The following is a 16,063-nucleotide window of genomic DNA, read 5'->3' on the forward strand; positions in this document are numbered from 1 at the left end:
ACGATCGCCGTGATCTGCTCATGCTGGTCGGACTCATTTCAGTAGATCCCTATTCTAAGCGGGTCCACTGTCCGAAATCCCTGGGCCGATCATTGTTCATGGACTGCTCGATCCTGGTGAGGTAACCGAGCCCCTCGGTATCTCCGAGGTGGCCGAACTGCTCGATGTTTCACCACACACGCTGCGCTACTACGAGAGATGCGGGCTGATCGAGGTGGACCGCGATGCGCACGGTCACCGGCAGTACGACGCCGCGGCGGTGCGTAGGCTCGTCTTTCTCTCGCGAATGCGACTGTCGGGCATGCCGATGCGGGACCTGCAGCAGTACGTCGAACTCGTCGACCGCGGGGAGTCCACTGTCCCCGAACGGCTCGACATCCTCCTCGAACACCGCGACACCATCCGTCGGCAGATCCGAGAGCTTCAATTATCCTTGGTGGCAACCGAATACAAGATCGCCACCTATGGTGGAGCAACGGGGCCCTAGCGTCACTCAAGAAGCTGCGAGAACCGCCTTGATGGACGCGTCGAGGATGTCGATTCCGTCGTGCAGTTCGTCCTCGCTCGTCGTCAACGGGGGCGCGATTCGGAAGATGCCTCCCATGCCGGGTAGTTGCACGATGTTGAGGTGCAGCCCGCGTTCGAGGCACTCAGTTGTCACGGCCTGTCCCAGGGCGTCGGCAGGCGCCTTGGTGGCTTTGTCGGTGACGAACTCGATCCCTCGCAGCAACCCGCGGCCTCGAACATCACCGACCACCTCGTAGGTATCGCGCAGCGCGTCGAGTCGATCCACGAGTTGCTCGCCCAACTTCGCGGCGCGTTCGACCAAGCTGTCGCGTTCGATGACGTCGAGGACGGTGTTGGCAACAGTGGCGGCGAGGGGATCGGACGCATGCGTGGTGAGGAACAAGAACCCACGCTCGCGACACACCTCCTCGATCCTGTCGCCGGTGACGACGGCGGCCACCGGAAGGCCGGCGCCGAGTGTCTTCGACAGCGTCAGAATGTCCGGCACGACGCCGTCACGCTCGAACGCATACATCTGACCGGTCCGACCGAGTCCGGTCTGGGCTTCATCGAGGATGAGCAGCATCCCGCGCTCGACACACAACTCCTTCAGACGCGTGAGATAGCCGACAGGCGGATCGATGATGCCTCCGGACGACAGGATCGGTTCGACCAGGCATGCCGCGAGCGCGCCGGTCGACTGCCTGTCCACCAACGAGAAGCCATACGCCAGTTCGGTTTCCCAGTCATAGGAGCCGTCGGTATGCCGGAACTGTGGGCGATAGAAGTCCGGGGTCGGCAGGGTCAGATTGCCCGGCATCGTCGGGCCATATCCTCGGCGGCCGGCGGAGAAGGTTGCTGCTGCGGCGCCAGAGGTCATGCCGTGCCAGGACCGGTCGAAAGAGACGACCTCGTACCCACCGGTGTAGAGCTTGGCCATCTTGAGCGCGGCCTCGTTGGCCTCGGCGCCGGTTGTCAGCAGCAGTGTTCTGGTCAAGTCCGCAGGCAAGGTTGCCGCAAGCTTCTTCGCCAAATCCACCACCGGCCTGCTCAGCATGCCGCTGAACAGGTGGTCGAGTGTTGCGACCGACTCGGACACCGCCCTGACGATATCGGGGTGAGAGTGACCGAGCACCGCGCTCATCTGCCCCGAAGTGAAGTCGAGGATTGCGCGACCCTCGCTGTCGTACACGTACGCCCCTGCTGCACGCTCGATGATGCGAGGGGTGAAGCTAGTGCCGTAACGAACGAGATGGCGATCGGCATCGTCCCAGAAGCTCTCGGTGCTCACGGCGTCTCCTCGGGTGTGGTCGGCCGGTGCCGGCTGTCGTGCGAACGACCACAGAATAGCCCGCGCCGCGATTCTTCATAGGAACGAACTTGACGCCGCGCCTGACAATTCGGTGACCAATGCTCGGATCGACGGGCTCGACTGTGCGCTACGACGCCACGCTGCATGCACCTCTCGCGTCGGTGGCCGCTGCAGTGCCAGTGCGACGAGATCATCTCCGAGAGGCGGGCGGGCGAGGCGGGGGATGAGTGCGATCACATTCGTGGATGCAACCAATGCGAGTTGGCTGGAGAAGTCGTCGACGAGATGTCGAACGTCAGGAGCCTCGGGGAGGTCCGCTACCAGCCGTCGAAACCATTGGTGACACACGGTTCCCGATGGGCTCGTCACCCATGAGTGGCCCTGCAGTGCAGCGGGAGTCAGCGGCAGAGTGAGCTGTGCGAGGGGATGTCGTCGGTGTACGACGATGTCGCCGAAGTCGGTGTGTACGAGGCTCCGATCGAGCGAGACAGGCATCGGTGCGGGCAGACCGTCCGCGTCGTGGACCAGCGCGACATCGGCGGATCCGGTGTCCACGCTGTGCAGTGCGCGCTCGGGATCCTGCTCGGTGATTCGGATTTCGAGATCCGGGCACTCGCTCGCCAGCCTGCCCGCCGCGGTCGCCAGTAGGCCGCGAATGGCGGTCGAGAAAGCGACGATGCGCAGGGTGCCCCGCGGATCGCCTTCGGCCACGGACTGCGCTGCCCCCGCGCACCGCTCGAGGGCGTCGAACACGTCGGGGGACGAGTCGACGATGGCCCGGCCTGCGGGCGTCAGCACGACTCCCCGGCCCGCAGGTGCGAGCACCTCGACCCCGACTTGGCGTTCCAGTCGTTTGATCTGCTGCGACACCGCGGATGCGGTGAATCCGAGTTCGCGGGCTGCCCGCGCCAGAGTCCCGAGCGCGGCAACCGTGCGCAGCGCGTGCAATGCGGCAACATCGATCATGAAGCAAGATTACGCAATATTGCGAAGAAAGCATCGCTGGACCATTGGTATCGGAGTGCGCACACTCGGCCTATGAACAGTGAACAGCTTTTCGGGTCCAACCTCGTCGCCATGGTCACGCCGATGGACGCTCGCCATGGTGTGGATGGATCCAGCCTGGACCGGCTCGTCGAACACTTGATTGACACCCGGTGCGACGGCATCGTCGTGGCAGGCACGGCAGGTGAGGCACCCACGCTCACCGATACCGAGACGGCGGGGCTGATCGAATCGGTGGCTGCGAAGGCGAACGGCCGAGCACGGGTGATCGCTGGCGTCGGCACCAACGACACTGCATCGAGCGTCGAACGTGCTCGTCGGGCTGAGGCGGCGGGAGCGGATGCGCTGCTGGTCGTCTGCCCGTACTACTCGCGGCCGACGCAGGCCGGAATCGTTGCTCATTGCGTAGCAGTGGCCGACGCGACGGACCTGCCGGTGATGCTTTACGACGTCCCTGCACGCACGGGGACCGCGATGGACGCGGCGACACTCGTCGAACTTGCGGGTCACCCGAACATTCGCGCTGTCAAAGACGCGAAAGGCGATCTGTTCGAGGCCATGTCAGTGATGTCGCGGACTTCGCTCGACTACTACTGCGGCATCGACGAGCTGAACTTGCCGTACCTTGCCATCGGTGCAACGGGACTCGTCAGCGTCGTGGGAAACGTTGTGGCAGAACAGAACGGCGAACTTATATATCTGGTCCGTGACGGCGATCTCGTATCGGCTCGTCGTCTGCAGTCGCGACTGCTGCCGTTCGCCGATGCAGTCATGAGGACATCGCAGGGGGCAATCATGGCAAAGGTCGCACTACACGCCGTCGGTATCATCGACTATGCGGCAGTGCGACTTCCGCTGGTCGAGTCCCCGCAGGAGCACGTGCAGCGGCTAACGGCGACACTTGCTCACTTGCCGACTAGGTCCATTGCAGCTCGCACGTGATAGCTCTCGACTATTCCGATGCACGTTCTTTCGATTGTTGATTGCGCACAATGTGCAGCGGCACACCAACTGCGCAAAAGACAGATCGAACACACTGCGTAGAAGCAACCCTTTTGTCCTGTTCGAGGCCTCCCAGTCGGATGCAGAAGGCTGCCACCGGTCGAACCGGGTTACTGTGACTGCAAGAACCGGATAAAAAGGGTGTGGGATGAGCGTCGACAGAGAAACCGGCAGTGCGCCGTGGCAGTCCGAGGAATCACCTCGGCCCCGACGGGCGATACTGCCTGCCGACGACGCGTTCTACACCGCGCCGGAAGGCTTCGAAACGGCTGAGCCAGGGACCGTTCTGCGTCATCGTGAGGTCGAGGTCGCCCTGTACGGATCGATCCCGCAGCAGGTCGATGCGTGGCAACTGCTGTATCGAACCAACGATCTCCACGACAACCCGCAGGTCAGCGTCACGACGATCTTGATGCAGCGCGGAAGCGTCGCGGAAGCTCCTCGTCTGTTGTCCTATCAGTGCGCCATCGATGCCGTGTCGTCCGTGTGCTTCCCGTCGTATGCACTGCAGCGCGGCGCGAAGGCATGGGGAGCTGTACCGCAGTTCGAGTTCGTACTCGTGTTGCACGCGTTGCGCCGCGGCTGGGTCATCTCCCTTCCTGACCACGAGGGGCCGGACGGGCACTGGGGATCACCCCGCGAGCCCGGATACTGCACGCTCGACGCAGTGCGGGCGTCGCTGAGATTCGCGCCACTCGGATTGTCGTACGACACTCCGGTCGGACTGTGGGGATACTCCGGTGGCGGACTGGCGACGTCGTGGGCCGCCGAGATGGCCGAGACATATGCGCCCGAGATCGACATCGTCGGTGCCGCCCTCGGATCACCCGTCGGAGACCCCGCGTCAGCCTTCATGCGGCTCAACGCGACGCTGCATGCGGGACTGCCCACGTTGGTGGTCGAAGGTCTTCGGCGTACCTACCCTGACCTGGACCGCGTCGTGCGTGAACACGTCAACGCCGAAGGTCTGGCACTGCTCGACTCCGTCGACGACCTCACCACCGTCGCGGCAGTCCGGAAACTCGCGCGACACGACCTCGACAGGTACATCGACATCCCGCTGGCGGACCTGCTGGCCAAGCCCGAAATTCTCGACGTGTTCGAGGAGATTCAACCGGGGCGTATCGCTCCCGCCGTACCGATGCTCGTCGTCCAGGCGGTACACGACCAGATCATCGCGATCGACGACGTCGACGGACAGGTGGATCGCTACCTCGACAACGGCGCACACGTGACGTACCTGCGTGATCGGCTCAGCGAGCACCTGTCGCTGCATCCACTGTCGGCACCGCTGACGCTCGACTGGCTGCAGGACAGGTTCGACGGTCAGCCGGTACCACCGTCAGGCATCACGACGGTCTGGTCGACGGCATCGTCGTTCGGGGCGGTGCGAGATCTGTTCGCGTTGGCATGGTCGACGACGTTGGCGTTGCTGGGTCGCCAACTCTGACTCCAGTTGGTCTGGGAGGCTCCGCCTCCAGTGGCGCGGTTGAGTGCACTGGGCTGCACTCAACCGCGCCACTGCGGCGGAGCCGCACCACTGCACGACTGGTTCGGAGCGCCACTGCACGACTGGTGCGGAGCGCCACTAAGGTTTTCGCATGACCGACAAGACGCGCTCACCGTGGCTCCTGCTGGTGCTCTCGTTCGGAGCAGGCGCAACCGACGCGTTCGCGTTCCTGGCTCTGGGTGGAATCTTCACTGCCAACATGACCGGCAACCTGGTGTTGGTCGGACTAGTAGGACGAGACGACTACCTCGCCACTTTGGTCGGAGCGGCAGTGTCGATCGCTGTGTTCTTCGTCGTGCTTCTCGTCGGATTCCGCTACGCGCACACGACGACTCGATCACCCGTTCGGTCGACGAGAATGTTGCTCGGCGTGGCGGCGGGAGTCCAGGTCGCGAGCCTCGCGGCCTGGTGGATATTGGACAGTCCGACCGATCCGATCATCGTCGACGGACTCGTCGCGCTGTCGGCGGCGGCGATGGCACTCCAGACAGTCGTCGCACGCACGTCCGCGGTAGGTGGTGGGCTGTCGACGACATTCGTCACCGGAACGATGGTGAACGTCGTCGACGATCTTGCCCGCGGTGACACCGAATACCTGGCGCTGCGGATCGGTGCTATCGCAGCGCTGGTCGTCGGATCGTTTGCGGGAGCAGTATCGATTTTCACCGCGCCGCAACACGGGCCGATAGTGTCCGTCGTGACTGGCTGTACTGCGTTGGCACTGGCCGTGTTCGGAGTTCGCCGGTCGAAGCGCGCGGCGAGCTAGCACCTTTTTTGCCGATCTAGCACAGGCGCTAGGACGTGAAAACCCGTGCCAGCTTTGCAAAAACCGTGCTAGCTCGGCAAACCTAGCTCGGCGGCAGAACCTAAGTCGGCGCTCCGGGCATCCGATCCGCACCCCAGCTACGCTCGATGTACCCGACCGTCGTCTCGATGCCTTCAGCGGGGACCTTCTCCGGCTCGCCATGTTCGAGCGGATCGGTGTGGAAAATGTACAGCCGAGATGCGAACTGCTCGAACGGAAGTGAGCCCTCGCCCGCTCGTTCGCCGTTGCTCGCCGTCCCGACTACGACGCCGTCTCCCCAATCCTGTCCGCTGTCGTTGTTGGGGTTGAAGAAGTAGACCCGCATGACAGCATCGGGATCGAGTGCGACGCGCAAGATCGTGATGGCATGCCAGCCGACGTACCGAGCTGCGCTGTCGGTGACGGCAATCCCCGCCGGTTGCGGGTGGACCAGAGGCTGACCGCCGTTGTACTCCAAGTGATACGACGCGTAGAACCCACGCAGGAACTCGTCGAGATCGATCAGCTTTCCGGTCTCGACGTCGACGTTGATGTTGAATCCGCGCGCCGACCACCACCCGTGGAACTCGGGGTTGACCCAGCGATGCGGATCGCCCGGCCGATCTGCGCACTGCCTGATCATCTCGGCGTAGATACGGTCGAGGTGCGGCACCACGAGCTGTGACACGGGATCGAGGTCCACCGGTGAGGAAGTCGCGACTCCTCCCGAGCTGTCGTTGGACGAGAGCGGCTGACCCTCGAAGTGCATCACGATCTCGTCGTCGCGCGCCGCCCAGACGACCATCTGCAGCAGGTAGTCCGGGTCGTTGTACGCCCACATCGACAGTGCCCGTGCGGATTGACAGGTCGGATTGTCGCCCTGTCCGATGCCGAGGGGTTGCCCGAGCATCGACAGCAAACCACCGAGCAACCTGGCCTCGGGCTCCGGAGTCGGTCCGAAGATGTCGAGCAGGCGTCGACGAACCTCGGGCGCGAGACGGAGAGCCAGTTGGCGCCACAGTGACGGAACAATCGGGGGCTGGTGCAGAATTCCGCGGTCGAGAAGTAGCGCGATTCCGTACAGGCATTGTGCGGATTCGGGGTGCACGGCCTCGACGATCAAGCAGTGCACCAACTCTGGATATCGCTGCAGGCAGGTCCGACCGGTTTCGGAGACACCGAGCGCCTCGCCGAGCAGGTACGTGTTGTGCTCGATCAGGAAGCGCGCAAGCGTCGCGTGGTACGGCGAAACGAGGCCGGTGTCGTGCATGGCGCGCGCAAAACCGCGCGCCTCGAACTCCAGACCCTCGGCGTCCATCGCGCCGAGACGCGAGCGGTAGACGTCGACGCCAGGATCCTCACGGCACGCCTCGGTCGGCCCGAACAACGCCGAGATCAGACGATCGAGTCCTTGGCCTGATGCGCCGAGATCGACGTCGGGATCTTCTCGGTACACCGCGATGCGAGTGACCATCGCCTTGACGTGATCGACCTGAATCGGCCGCTGGCGCAACACGCGCCAGATCTCGTCGCCGAGTTCTCCGAGCACGCTGTCGTAGCCGATCTGGTCAGCGACGTACGCGAACAGGTCACGAATCAGATGCGCTACGCGGCCGAGTCGAACTCGCTCGGCCTCCGACGGCGACGAGAACAACACTTCCAGGTTCATCGCCAGAATCTGCGACAGGAACCGCTTCGCGTCCTCGGCGCTGATCGCCGGATGGTCGTACTCGCCCGCGGCGATCGCGACCAACCGCAGCTCGCTGGTTGCCTCGAGTACGACCGTGTCGATCACGCCGCTGCGCAAACTCGGTCCGACGAAGCCCGGCACAAGGATATCCGGGTGTGCCCAGTCGGTACCGATGAACAAACCCGCTTCGTCGAGAACTGCAGCGCGGGAACGAACTTCGGCGCATCCACCCGGACGCGTCAATACCCGATGAAGCGAGTCGAGGACTCGTCGTACCTTCGTGCCCTTGGAGAAGTCCGGCGCGGCAGCCAGTGCGTCGGTGGCGTGATCGAGCTGCGCAAGTCGCGTTACCAGCGCTTGGTCGACGGGCGCGTCCAGTGTTTGCGACGGTCCGTTGTCGGCGTTCCCGAGATCCTGCCTCACACGTAGAAGTCCAGTTCTTCCTGGTGCTTCAACAGATCCCGCATTCGGTAGGGGTCGTCGCCGAAGAAATACAGCAGACCCCAGTGAGTTCCGAACGCCGTCCGCTTGGTGACGGTCTCCTCGACCGGCGCGGACAAGTCGTTCGTCTCGTAGTAGTCGTCCTCGGCGGTCGCTTCCGGGATCTCGAGATGGCTGACGACGCGTCGACGCGGGTAGACGCCGAAGCATCCGGCGTGACCGGCGGCATCGACGACCTCGCGTGGGAAGAAAGCGTCGATTTCCTCCTCGGTCGTCTTGGGGTCGAATGCCAACGCAAGCCCCTGGTAGGCGTTGAACCCGTACGCCCGCTCGAGCAGCTCGAACACCTTGAAACCCGGTGGCCGATACGCAACTTCGCCGAAGTACATCTCACCGTCACTCGTGACGAAGTACTCGGGATGAATGAACCCGAATTCGATGTCGAAGGTCTTGATGAGCTTCTCGATCTGAGCGGTGATCTGCGGCCGGTATCGTTCCAGTTCCGGTGTGGCAGGAACGAATACCGAGTAGCCGAGCGTCACGTACTCGGAGATGTTGAGGAACTTGATCTTTCCGTTGTGGATCCACGCCTCGACTGCGAATTCCCAACCGTCGAGGTGCGATTCCATCAGCACGGGGAATTCGTCGTCGGGAATCGAGTCGACCTCGTCGGGAGTCCTGATGACGCGGTGTCCGAGGCACCCGGCCTTGTCGAAGGCCTTGAGGTGGATGGGGTCGTTGGGATCGCCGTCGAGCTTGAGCAGCGTCTGGTTGACCCGGCGCAGGAAGCGTATGACGTCCTCGCGGTCGTGCGCTTCCTCGAAGATTCCGACGCGGATCCCGCCGAGCTGCGCGCGTCGCTTCATCAGCGCCTTGTCGCGCAGCAGCATGGCTTGGCCGAACAGTCGTGGGTTGCCGAGCAATACGGAATTGATCGCCCCGGCCCACTCCACCGTCTCTTCGTACAGCGGGATCGCGACGTCGACGCCTTCGTCCTGCAGCGTTTCGGCGATCTCCAGCGAACGATCGTTGAGGCGTTCGAAGTTCCACGGGAGGAAGGGAATGTCGTGCTCGGTGCAGTACGGCTCGGCCCATTCCGGGGCCACTACCAGGTATCTACGGTCGAATGCATCCAGTGCTTCCACTGCCGCCAGGCTCCAGCCCAGCAGTGCGACGTAGCCCTTGTCCGGATTCTTCTCCAGTCGTGTGGGCTGCGGCATACAAGTCCTTTCCGTCGGGGATCTTTCGGTCAGGTCGTCTTGTCCACCGTACAGAGGGGGCGTGCAGGCTCCAGCAAGGGTTCAGCCCAGGGGTTCAACCCTGGTTGGCCTCCACGGCGCTCCGCACCAGGTCCTCGAACGCCTCGGTATGGAGGAGATCACCGTCGTGGATATCGATCGCTCGCCGCGTGCCTGCATCGAGGCTGGCATTGAAGATGTTCGAGGGATCCGCCAGCGATGCACCCTTCGCGAAGGTCACCTTGACCTTGTCCTTGTAGGTCTCCACGGTGCAGATGAGGCCGTCGAGACTGAAGGTCGGCACGCCGTCGGGATTGGACGCCTTGCGCCACTTGGCTTCCTCGACGACGCCTGGTGCTGCGGTCACGATCGAATCGCGAACCGCATCGACGATGTCCTTGCGCCAATCTCCGCTCATGGGTTCAGACGATACGGGTCACTGCCTCCACAGGCGGCGAATGACGTACAGATTTGCGGCGAGCAGTGCCACGTAGGGCACGACGAACAAGATAGTGCCGACGGGTGTCAGCGCCGACACCCAGCTGTCGGGGTCGGGATCAGCCGGGCGAACGACGAGGTCTGCCGTACCGGCGTACACGAGGATCGCCATGCTCACAGCCGTCGCGACGTTTCCTGCTGTCGAGATCCATCGTCCGACTCGAAATCTGGAGATCATCACCAGCGCGCCGATGCACGAGACCACCATGATGGGCGCGAAAATCACGAGACCGAACACGGCGTAGAGGTTCCAGTTGCTCAGCACCGCCGGTATCAATCCGTCACGACTCCCCAGGATCACCACGGCGGGCGTGGTCAGCGCCAGCAGCAATGGCGGCGCCAGTCCGACGCCGATCACCCAACCGACATCCCGGACACCACGAGTCGCAGGTGGGCCTTCCACCGGCGTTTCGGGGTGTTTGTCCGCTTCGTGCACCTCACGAGACTGCCATATTCCCAGGTGAGAGCAAACACTTTCGAACGCGTATCGAGTTTTCCTCGTCGTCCGGGACTGGCAGAGTGAGGCGATGCCGAAAACGAGTGCTGGGATTCTCCCATTCCGACGACGAGGCGACGTGGTGGAAGTGCTGATCGGCCATCCGGGCGGCCCGTTCTGGGCACGGAAGGACGACGGCGCCTGGTCCGTGATCAAGGGCGAGTACACGGACGAGGACCCACTGGCCGCTGCCCGACGTGAGTTCCGCGAGGAGACGGGCATCGAGATTCCCGACGGCGAGGCGGTGGAACTGCCGAGGATCGTCCAGAAGGGCGGCAAGGTGGTGACCGTGTTCGCCGTCGAAGCCGACCTGGATGCTGTGGGCTCGAGTACGGCGGGCTTGGATACGGCAGGCTTCGTCAGCAACACGTTCGAGACCGAGTGGCCGCCGAGGTCGGGTCGGGTGCAGTCGTTCCCGGAGATCGACAGGATTGCCTGGTTCTCGGTGGCGCAGGCACGGGTGAAACTCCTCGCGGCGCAGGCGGTGGTTCTCGACGCCCTGCCCCCAGTGCGCTCATGAATGCCGCCGGCCGCCACTCGAGCATGCACCGTGGGTATTGACGCGCAGCGACTGCTCGTGCAAATCTGATGCCCGACCGAGCGATCGCTCGGTCGTCCCCGAAGCCCGAAGGAGCGCTTCTGTGTCGATCGATCTGACGTACTCGCCCGAAGTTCAGGCCCTGATCGACAAGACGCGAACCTTCGTTCGGAACGAGATCCTGCCGATCGAGGACAAGTTTCTCGGCAACATCGAGGACGCAGGCGGCGACGAGCTGCGGGTATCGATGCAGCGCGCAGCCAAGGACGCGGGTGTCTTCGCTCCGCACGCGCCTGTCGAGTACGGGGGAGCGGGCTTGAACATGAGCGATCGCGCGCCTGTGTTCGAGGAGGGTGGCTACTCGCTGTTCGGTCCCGTCGCCCTCAATATCGGCGCGCCCGACGAAGGCAACGTCCACATGCTCGCCCATATCGCCTCGGCCGCGCAGAAGGAGCAATTCCTCGCGCCCCTCGCGGCGGGTGACGTTCGATCCGCCTTCGCGATGACCGAACCCGCCCCTGGAGCCGGTTCCGACCCGTCTGCACTGACGACCGCTGCGGTGAAGGTCGACGGCGGGTGGAAGGTCGACGGCCACAAGTGGTTCATCACCGGAGCCGACGGCGCAGGCTTCTTCATCATCATGGCCCGCACAGCAGGCAAGCCAGGGGACCGCGGCGGCGCGACGATGTTCCTCGCTCCAGCCGATACTGCAGGGATCAAGGTCGGACGGCACATCGGAACGCTCGACAAGGCCATGATCGGTGGTCACTGCGAGGTCTTCTTCGACAACGTGTTCGTGCCCGACGAGAACGTACTGGGGGCCGTCGACGAGGGCTTCTCCTACGCGCAGGTCCGGCTCGGTCCCGCCCGCATGACTCATGTGATGCGTTGGCTCGGTGCGGCACGACGCGGGCACGACATTGCCGTCGCCCAGGTGGCGCAGCGTGAAGGCTTCGGATCGGTACTCGGCGACCTCGGCATGGTTCAGAAGATGGTCGCCGACAACGAGATCGACATTGCCGCGACGCGAGCCCTGCTGGTTCAGGCGTGCTTCGCGCTCGATCAGGGCTCACATGCCGGCAACGAGACCTCGATCGCCAAAACTTTTGCGGCCGAGGCGATATTCCGCATCGTCGACCGCAGCATTCAGATGTGTGGCGGACTCGGCGTATCCGACGACCTGCCCCTGGCGCGACTTTCCCGGGAGGTGCGTCCGTTCCGGGTCTACGACGGCCCGTCCGAGGTCCATCGATGGGCGATCGCCAAGCGAGTCGTCGGTGCAGCGAAAAAGGCGGCACGATGAGCGAGCTCGCCGGAATGAATACGCCGGCGCTGGCGAAGTTCCTCACCGACAGCGGCGTGGTGCTCGTCGGCGATCTGCAGGTCGAACTGATCAGCGGCGGGCGATCCAACCTGACGTTCAAGGCGTACGACGAGAAATCGGCGTGGGTGGTTCGCCGCCCTCCGACGAGTGGCCTCACTCCATCCGCGCACGACATGGCTCGCGAATGGGCCGTGACGAGCGCCCTGCAGGCGACCGACGTCCCTGTCGCGAAGACGGTCGCGTTCGACTCCGCGGGCACGGTATTAGGTGCGCCCACAACGGTTGTCGAGTTCGATCCGGGCAGGGTCGTCCGAACGCGCGCGGACCTCGAGGATCTCTCCGATGCCGACATCGACGCCAACACGACTGAACTGATCCGTGTTCTCGGCCTGTTGCACAGCGTCGACTTCGAGTCCGTCGGGCTCGGATCCTTCGGCAAGCCGGAAGGGTTCGTCGGTCGTCAGGTCAAGACCTGGGCGCGACAGTGGGAAGCCGTCAAGACGCGGGATCTGCCGGATGTCGAGCGTCTTCGCGACAAGCTCGCAGCGGCTGTTCCGGCGCGCTCGGGCTCCTCGATCGTGCACGGCGACTACCGCGTCGACAACGTGATCCTGACCGAGGGGAATCCGGGTTCGATTGCTGCCGTGGTCGATTGGGAAATGTCGACGCTCGGTGACCCGCTCACCGACGTCGCATTGATGTGTGTGTACCGACAGCCGATCTTCGACGCCGTGCTGGGAGTGAGTGCTGCGTGGACGAGTGACCGCTATCCGTCGGCCGACGAACTCGCCGAACGCTACAGCCGTGAAACCGGAACCGGGCTGTCGGACTGGGAGTTCTACCTCGCGCTGGCGAATTTCAAGCTCGGAGTCATCGGAGAGGGCATCACCCATCGGGCACTCGCTGGATCAGACAGCGGGTCCGGTGCAGCGGCCGCAGCGGAAGCAACGCACGAGTTCATGGCCGCTGGGCTTCGAGCTATGGAGGGCAAGGAATGAAGTCTGCATTGGTTACCGGTGGATCCCGCGGAATCGGCCACGGAATCGCCACGCGCATGGCCGAATTGGGATATTCGTTGACGATCACCGCGCGGGATTCGACGGCACTCGACGCGGTCGCCGAGGGTCTTTCGGCTGCGGGGGCCCCGCGAGTGGTGACGGTAGCTGCCGACCTCGCCGATCGTGATGCCGCCGACCGAATAGTCGAGGCACACGCGTCGGCGTTCGGATCGATGGATGCGCTGGTGCTCAATGCCGGTGTCGGAACCGCAGGTTCGATCGCCGACTATCCGATGCGCAGGTTCGACAAGACACTCGACGTCAACTTCCGGGCGCCGTTCCAGGTGCTGCAGAACTCCATTCCGCTGCTGCGGCGCGGCGTCGAAGAGAATCCCGACGGTGGCGCCAAGGTCATCGCGCTCGCTTCCATGGCCGGTGTGTACTCGGAAGCGGGCTTGGCGGTCTACGGAGCGACGAAGGCGGCGATGCTCTCGCTGGTCGAGACCCTGAATGCCGAGGAAAGTGGAAACGGAATCAGCGGAACCTCCATCGCGCCAGGCTATGTCGACACCGATATGAGCGACTGGACGAAAGACAAGATCCCCGCCGACACCATGATTCGCGTCGGTGACATCGTCGAGCTCGCGGCCAGTGTGCTGAGACTGTCCTCGCGAGCCGTCGTACCGCGTCTGGTGGTCACGAGGGCGGGTGCTGGGTTGGGGGCCTGAGCCCTACCCTCGCCGCCGGCCCGGCGCGGTGAGAGCAAGAACCGAGACGAGCGCGTTCACGGCCGCGGTGTAGGAGCCGTCGCTCGGAGCCGAGAAGCCCACGAGCACAGCGTCCGTGGTGTCGGTCAGCGCAAGCGGGTGCCGGAACCACTGCAGCCCCTCGAGTGCGATTCCTGCCTCGCCGGCCATGCGCAGTACCGTCTTCTCGGTTCCTTCCGGAAGGGTGAGGACGGCCTGCAGTCCGGCGGAGATGCCCATCGTTCCGATGTGCGGGGCGTGCTGAGCGAGAGCCCGTGACAATTCGTCGCGGCGCCTGCGATACTTCGACCGCATTGCGCGGACATGGCGATCGTATGCGCCGCTGATGATGAGCTCGGCGAGCGTCAGCTGATCGACGACGCCGACCGTGCCCTCGCGGACGCCCTTGATGGCGAGGATCGGATCGTGAAGGTGCTCGGGAACGACCATCCACCCGACACGGATCGCCGGGGACATGCTCTTGGAGACCGATCCCAGGTACAACACCCGATCCGGGTCGAGCGCCTGCATGGCTCCCACCGGGTTCCGGTCGTAGCGGAACTCTCCGTCGTAGTCGTCCTCGACGACGAGACCGTCGTGTGCACGGGCCCATCTGACTGCGGCGGTTCGCCGCGCAGGGTGCAGCGGAGCGCCCGTCGGAAACTGGTGACTCGGCGTGAGGACGACCGTCCGAGCAGGTGTCGAATCCAGATGGTCTATGTAACAGCCGTTCTCGTCCACCGGAACGGAGATCGTCGGCCCGGTCTCTTCGAAGATTCTGCGGTGGAACGGCAGACCATAGGATTCGAGCGCGAACGGAGCCGTGCTCTGCAACCGCGTCAGGAACCCCGCTGCCTGCATGAACCCCGAACACACGAAGATTCGGCGCGGATCCGTCGAAACACCTCGGGTCCGAGCGAGGTAGCCCGCGAGCGCGCGCCGTAACTCGATGCGTCCGTGTGGGTCTCCCGGTCCGAAGGCGTCGACGGGTGCACTGCCGACCGCCCGCCTGGCCGCAGCAAGCCAGGCTGTTCGTGGGAACGACCCCGCGTCGGGACGGCCAGGACGGAAGTCGAACGTCGGTCGCAGCTGAGGCGGCACGGTCGAGGTAGGCATGTCCGCCGTCGTCGTGGCCCGGTGCGCGACGCGGGTGCCGGATCCCTGTCGGGCTTCGAGCCAGCCTTCGGACACGAGTTCGGCGTACGTCTCTGCGACGGTGTTGCGGGCGATGTCCAGGTCTTTCGCGAGAGTGCGGTACGGCGGCAGCGTCATGCCCGGTTCGAGGCGACCGGATCCGACGGCCTCGCGCAGCGCCCGTCCGAGGGCTGCTTTGCGGGAGCCGTCGGGCGCCAGGCTCAGGTGCAGGTCGAATCCGGAATTGACCTCGTCTTTGGGCATCGAATTGCACCTTACCGAAGGTCAACCGAGGTCGTAGCGTTCTCTCCCATGACACCACGAATCAACTTCGCTGCCGCGTCCCCTGCCGTCCGAAAAGCGCTCGTTGCGCTGGACGTTTCGAGCCGAGACGGCATCGACCCCACGATTGCCGAATTGATCAAAATTCGCGCTTCACAGATCAATGGCTGCGCGTACTGCGTGCACATGCACACTACGGATGCGCGCAAAGCCGGAGAGAGCGAGGAGCGGCTCGCGCTCGTCTCGGTGTGGCGCGATGCACCGAACTTCTTCGACGAGCGAGAGCAGGCCGTTCTGGCGCTGACCGAGGCGGTCACACTGATCTCCGACGGTGGAGTTTCCGACGAGGTGTACGGGCGCGTCGCGCAGCATTTCGACGAGCACCAGATCGGTCAGCTGATTGCCCAGATCTTCACGATCAACGCCTGGAACCGAATCGGCGTGACGACACACATGATCCCCGGGGTGGGCAACGTCGCCGCGTCGTGACCGCACCTCGATGCCGCTCGTCGTGATGGGGCATCGAGCTCGAGATATGCACGTATTCGTGACCGAAAT

The 16,063-nt window shown here is 64.0% G+C and carries 16 protein-coding genes; 9 read left to right on the forward strand and 7 right to left on the reverse strand.

What is annotated here, in order from left to right:
- The first annotated feature begins 91 nt into the window (after positions 1 to 91).
- The gene (locus A2J03_RS14185; RefSeq protein ID WP_442971354.1) at positions 92 to 487 is read left to right on the forward strand and encodes a MerR family transcriptional regulator; all 396 of its coding nucleotides are present in this window, start codon (positions 92 to 94) and stop codon (positions 485 to 487) included.
- 6 nt (positions 488 to 493) lie between these two features.
- Here the strand turns inward: A2J03_RS14185 and A2J03_RS14190 are convergent, their stop codons facing one another.
- Together A2J03_RS14190 and A2J03_RS14195 are read right to left on the reverse strand one after the other, a co-directional pair.
- Positions 494 to 1,798 carry an aspartate aminotransferase family protein gene (locus A2J03_RS14190; RefSeq protein WP_068374966.1) on the reverse strand — a complete coding sequence of 435 codons (1,305 nt, stop codon included), beginning with the start codon at positions 1,796 to 1,798 and terminating at the stop codon, positions 494 to 496.
- Positions 1,799 to 1,873: 75 nt separating this feature from the next.
- Positions 1,874 to 2,785 carry a LysR family transcriptional regulator gene (locus A2J03_RS14195; protein ID WP_068374972.1) on the reverse strand — a complete coding sequence of 304 codons (912 nt, stop codon included), beginning with the start codon at positions 2,783 to 2,785 and terminating at the stop codon, positions 1,874 to 1,876.
- A 72-nt stretch (positions 2,786 to 2,857) separates the two neighbouring features.
- On the opposite strand from A2J03_RS14195, the gene dapA reads away from it, so the two are divergent.
- The 3 genes from dapA (at position 2,858) to A2J03_RS14210 (ending at position 6,102) form a co-directional block, all read left to right on the forward strand.
- Complete coding sequence (gene dapA / locus A2J03_RS14200) at positions 2,858 to 3,766, forward strand: 4-hydroxy-tetrahydrodipicolinate synthase (RefSeq protein WP_068374975.1); 909 nt, start codon at positions 2,858 to 2,860, stop codon at positions 3,764 to 3,766.
- Positions 3,767 to 3,974: 208 nt separating this feature from the next.
- Positions 3,975 to 5,276, forward strand: coding sequence for a lipase family protein (locus A2J03_RS14205; RefSeq protein ID WP_068374978.1), 1,302 nt, complete (start codon positions 3,975 to 3,977; stop codon positions 5,274 to 5,276).
- Between the two features lie 151 nt (positions 5,277 to 5,427).
- On the forward strand, positions 5,428 to 6,102 hold the full coding sequence (locus tag A2J03_RS14210) for a YoaK family protein (protein WP_068374979.1): 675 nt from the start codon (positions 5,428 to 5,430) through the stop codon (positions 6,100 to 6,102).
- Positions 6,103 to 6,202: 100 nt separating this feature from the next.
- On the opposite strand, the gene A2J03_RS14215 is transcribed toward A2J03_RS14210, so the two are convergent.
- The 4 genes from A2J03_RS14215 to A2J03_RS14230 form a co-directional block, all read right to left on the reverse strand.
- Complete coding sequence (locus tag A2J03_RS14215; RefSeq protein WP_068375053.1) at positions 6,203 to 8,188, reverse strand: hypothetical protein; 1,986 nt, start codon at positions 8,186 to 8,188, stop codon at positions 6,203 to 6,205.
- A gap of 41 nt (positions 8,189 to 8,229) precedes the next feature.
- Positions 8,230 to 9,471, reverse strand: a complete 1,242-nt coding sequence (locus A2J03_RS14220) for an ATP-grasp domain-containing protein (protein ID WP_068374982.1) — start codon at positions 9,469 to 9,471, stop codon at positions 8,230 to 8,232.
- A 94-nt stretch (positions 9,472 to 9,565) separates the two neighbouring features.
- Positions 9,566 to 9,907, reverse strand: coding sequence for a DUF1801 domain-containing protein (locus A2J03_RS14225; RefSeq protein ID WP_068374985.1), 342 nt, complete (start codon positions 9,905 to 9,907; stop codon positions 9,566 to 9,568).
- 18 nt (positions 9,908 to 9,925) lie between these two features.
- On the reverse strand, positions 9,926 to 10,423 hold the full coding sequence (locus tag A2J03_RS14230) for a hypothetical protein (RefSeq protein WP_068374986.1): 498 nt from the start codon (positions 10,421 to 10,423) through the stop codon (positions 9,926 to 9,928).
- Between the two features lie 91 nt (positions 10,424 to 10,514).
- Here A2J03_RS14230 and A2J03_RS14235 point away from each other — a divergent pair, with 91 nt between their 5' ends.
- The 4 genes from A2J03_RS14235 (at position 10,515) to A2J03_RS14250 (ending at position 14,071) form a co-directional block, all read left to right on the forward strand.
- A complete protein-coding gene (locus tag A2J03_RS14235) occupies positions 10,515 to 11,003 on the forward strand; it encodes an NUDIX domain-containing protein (RefSeq protein ID WP_068374991.1) in 489 nt (162 codons plus the stop codon).
- A 121-nt stretch (positions 11,004 to 11,124) separates the two neighbouring features.
- Complete coding sequence (locus tag A2J03_RS14240; protein WP_068374992.1) at positions 11,125 to 12,324, forward strand: acyl-CoA dehydrogenase family protein; 1,200 nt, start codon at positions 11,125 to 11,127, stop codon at positions 12,322 to 12,324.
- Positions 12,321 to 13,343 carry a phosphotransferase family protein gene (locus A2J03_RS14245; RefSeq protein ID WP_068374995.1) on the forward strand — a complete coding sequence of 341 codons (1,023 nt, stop codon included), beginning with the start codon at positions 12,321 to 12,323 and terminating at the stop codon, positions 13,341 to 13,343. Before A2J03_RS14240 ends, A2J03_RS14245 begins: the two co-directional genes overlap by 4 nt.
- On the forward strand, positions 13,340 to 14,071 hold the full coding sequence (locus A2J03_RS14250; RefSeq protein WP_068375001.1) for an SDR family NAD(P)-dependent oxidoreductase: 732 nt from the start codon (positions 13,340 to 13,342) through the stop codon (positions 14,069 to 14,071). Before A2J03_RS14245 ends, A2J03_RS14250 begins: the two co-directional genes overlap by 4 nt.
- Before the next feature lie 3 nt (positions 14,072 to 14,074).
- Here the strand turns inward: A2J03_RS14250 and pdxR are convergent, their stop codons facing one another.
- Positions 14,075 to 15,487: a MocR-like pyridoxine biosynthesis transcription factor PdxR gene (gene pdxR, locus A2J03_RS14255; protein ID WP_068375002.1), complete on the reverse strand. Its 1,413-nt coding sequence runs from the start codon at positions 15,485 to 15,487 to the stop codon at positions 14,075 to 14,077.
- Between the two features lie 48 nt (positions 15,488 to 15,535).
- Between pdxR and A2J03_RS14260 the strand changes: the two genes are divergently transcribed.
- Positions 15,536 to 15,994, forward strand: coding sequence for a carboxymuconolactone decarboxylase family protein (locus A2J03_RS14260; protein WP_068375003.1), 459 nt, complete (start codon positions 15,536 to 15,538; stop codon positions 15,992 to 15,994).
- The last annotated feature ends 69 nt before the right edge of the window (positions 15,995 to 16,063 follow it).

This window comes from Rhodococcus sp. EPR-157, from assembly GCF_001647195.1.
Classification (GTDB): domain Bacteria; phylum Actinomycetota; class Actinomycetes; order Mycobacteriales; family Mycobacteriaceae; genus Rhodococcoides.

What these genes read in the sequence shown, in the direction of transcription:
- A2J03_RS14195 (WP_068374972.1), bottom strand. Translation starts at nt 2,785, where the DNA reads ATGATCGATGTTGCCGCATTGCACGCGCTGCGCACGGTTGCCGCGCTC.
- dapA (WP_068374975.1), top strand. Translation starts at nt 2,858, where the DNA reads ATGAACAGTGAACAGCTTTTCGGGTCCAACCTCGTCGCCATGGTCACG.
- A2J03_RS14205 (WP_068374978.1), top strand. Translation starts at nt 3,975, where the DNA reads ATGAGCGTCGACAGAGAAACCGGCAGTGCGCCGTGGCAGTCCGAGGAA.
- A2J03_RS14210 (WP_068374979.1), top strand. Translation starts at nt 5,428, where the DNA reads ATGACCGACAAGACGCGCTCACCGTGGCTCCTGCTGGTGCTCTCGTTC.
- A2J03_RS14220 (WP_068374982.1), bottom strand. Translation starts at nt 9,471, where the DNA reads ATGCCGCAGCCCACACGACTGGAGAAGAATCCGGACAAGGGCTACGTC.
- A2J03_RS14225 (WP_068374985.1), bottom strand. Translation starts at nt 9,907, where the DNA reads ATGAGCGGAGATTGGCGCAAGGACATCGTCGATGCGGTTCGCGATTCG.
- A2J03_RS14235 (WP_068374991.1), top strand. Translation starts at nt 10,515, where the DNA reads ATGCCGAAAACGAGTGCTGGGATTCTCCCATTCCGACGACGAGGCGAC.
- A2J03_RS14245 (WP_068374995.1), top strand. Translation starts at nt 12,321, where the DNA reads ATGAGCGAGCTCGCCGGAATGAATACGCCGGCGCTGGCGAAGTTCCTC.
- A2J03_RS14250 (WP_068375001.1), top strand. Translation starts at nt 13,340, where the DNA reads ATGAAGTCTGCATTGGTTACCGGTGGATCCCGCGGAATCGGCCACGGA.
- pdxR (WP_068375002.1), bottom strand. Translation starts at nt 15,487, where the DNA reads ATGCCCAAAGACGAGGTCAATTCCGGATTCGACCTGCACCTGAGCCTG.
- A2J03_RS14260 (WP_068375003.1), top strand. Translation starts at nt 15,536, where the DNA reads ATGACACCACGAATCAACTTCGCTGCCGCGTCCCCTGCCGTCCGAAAA.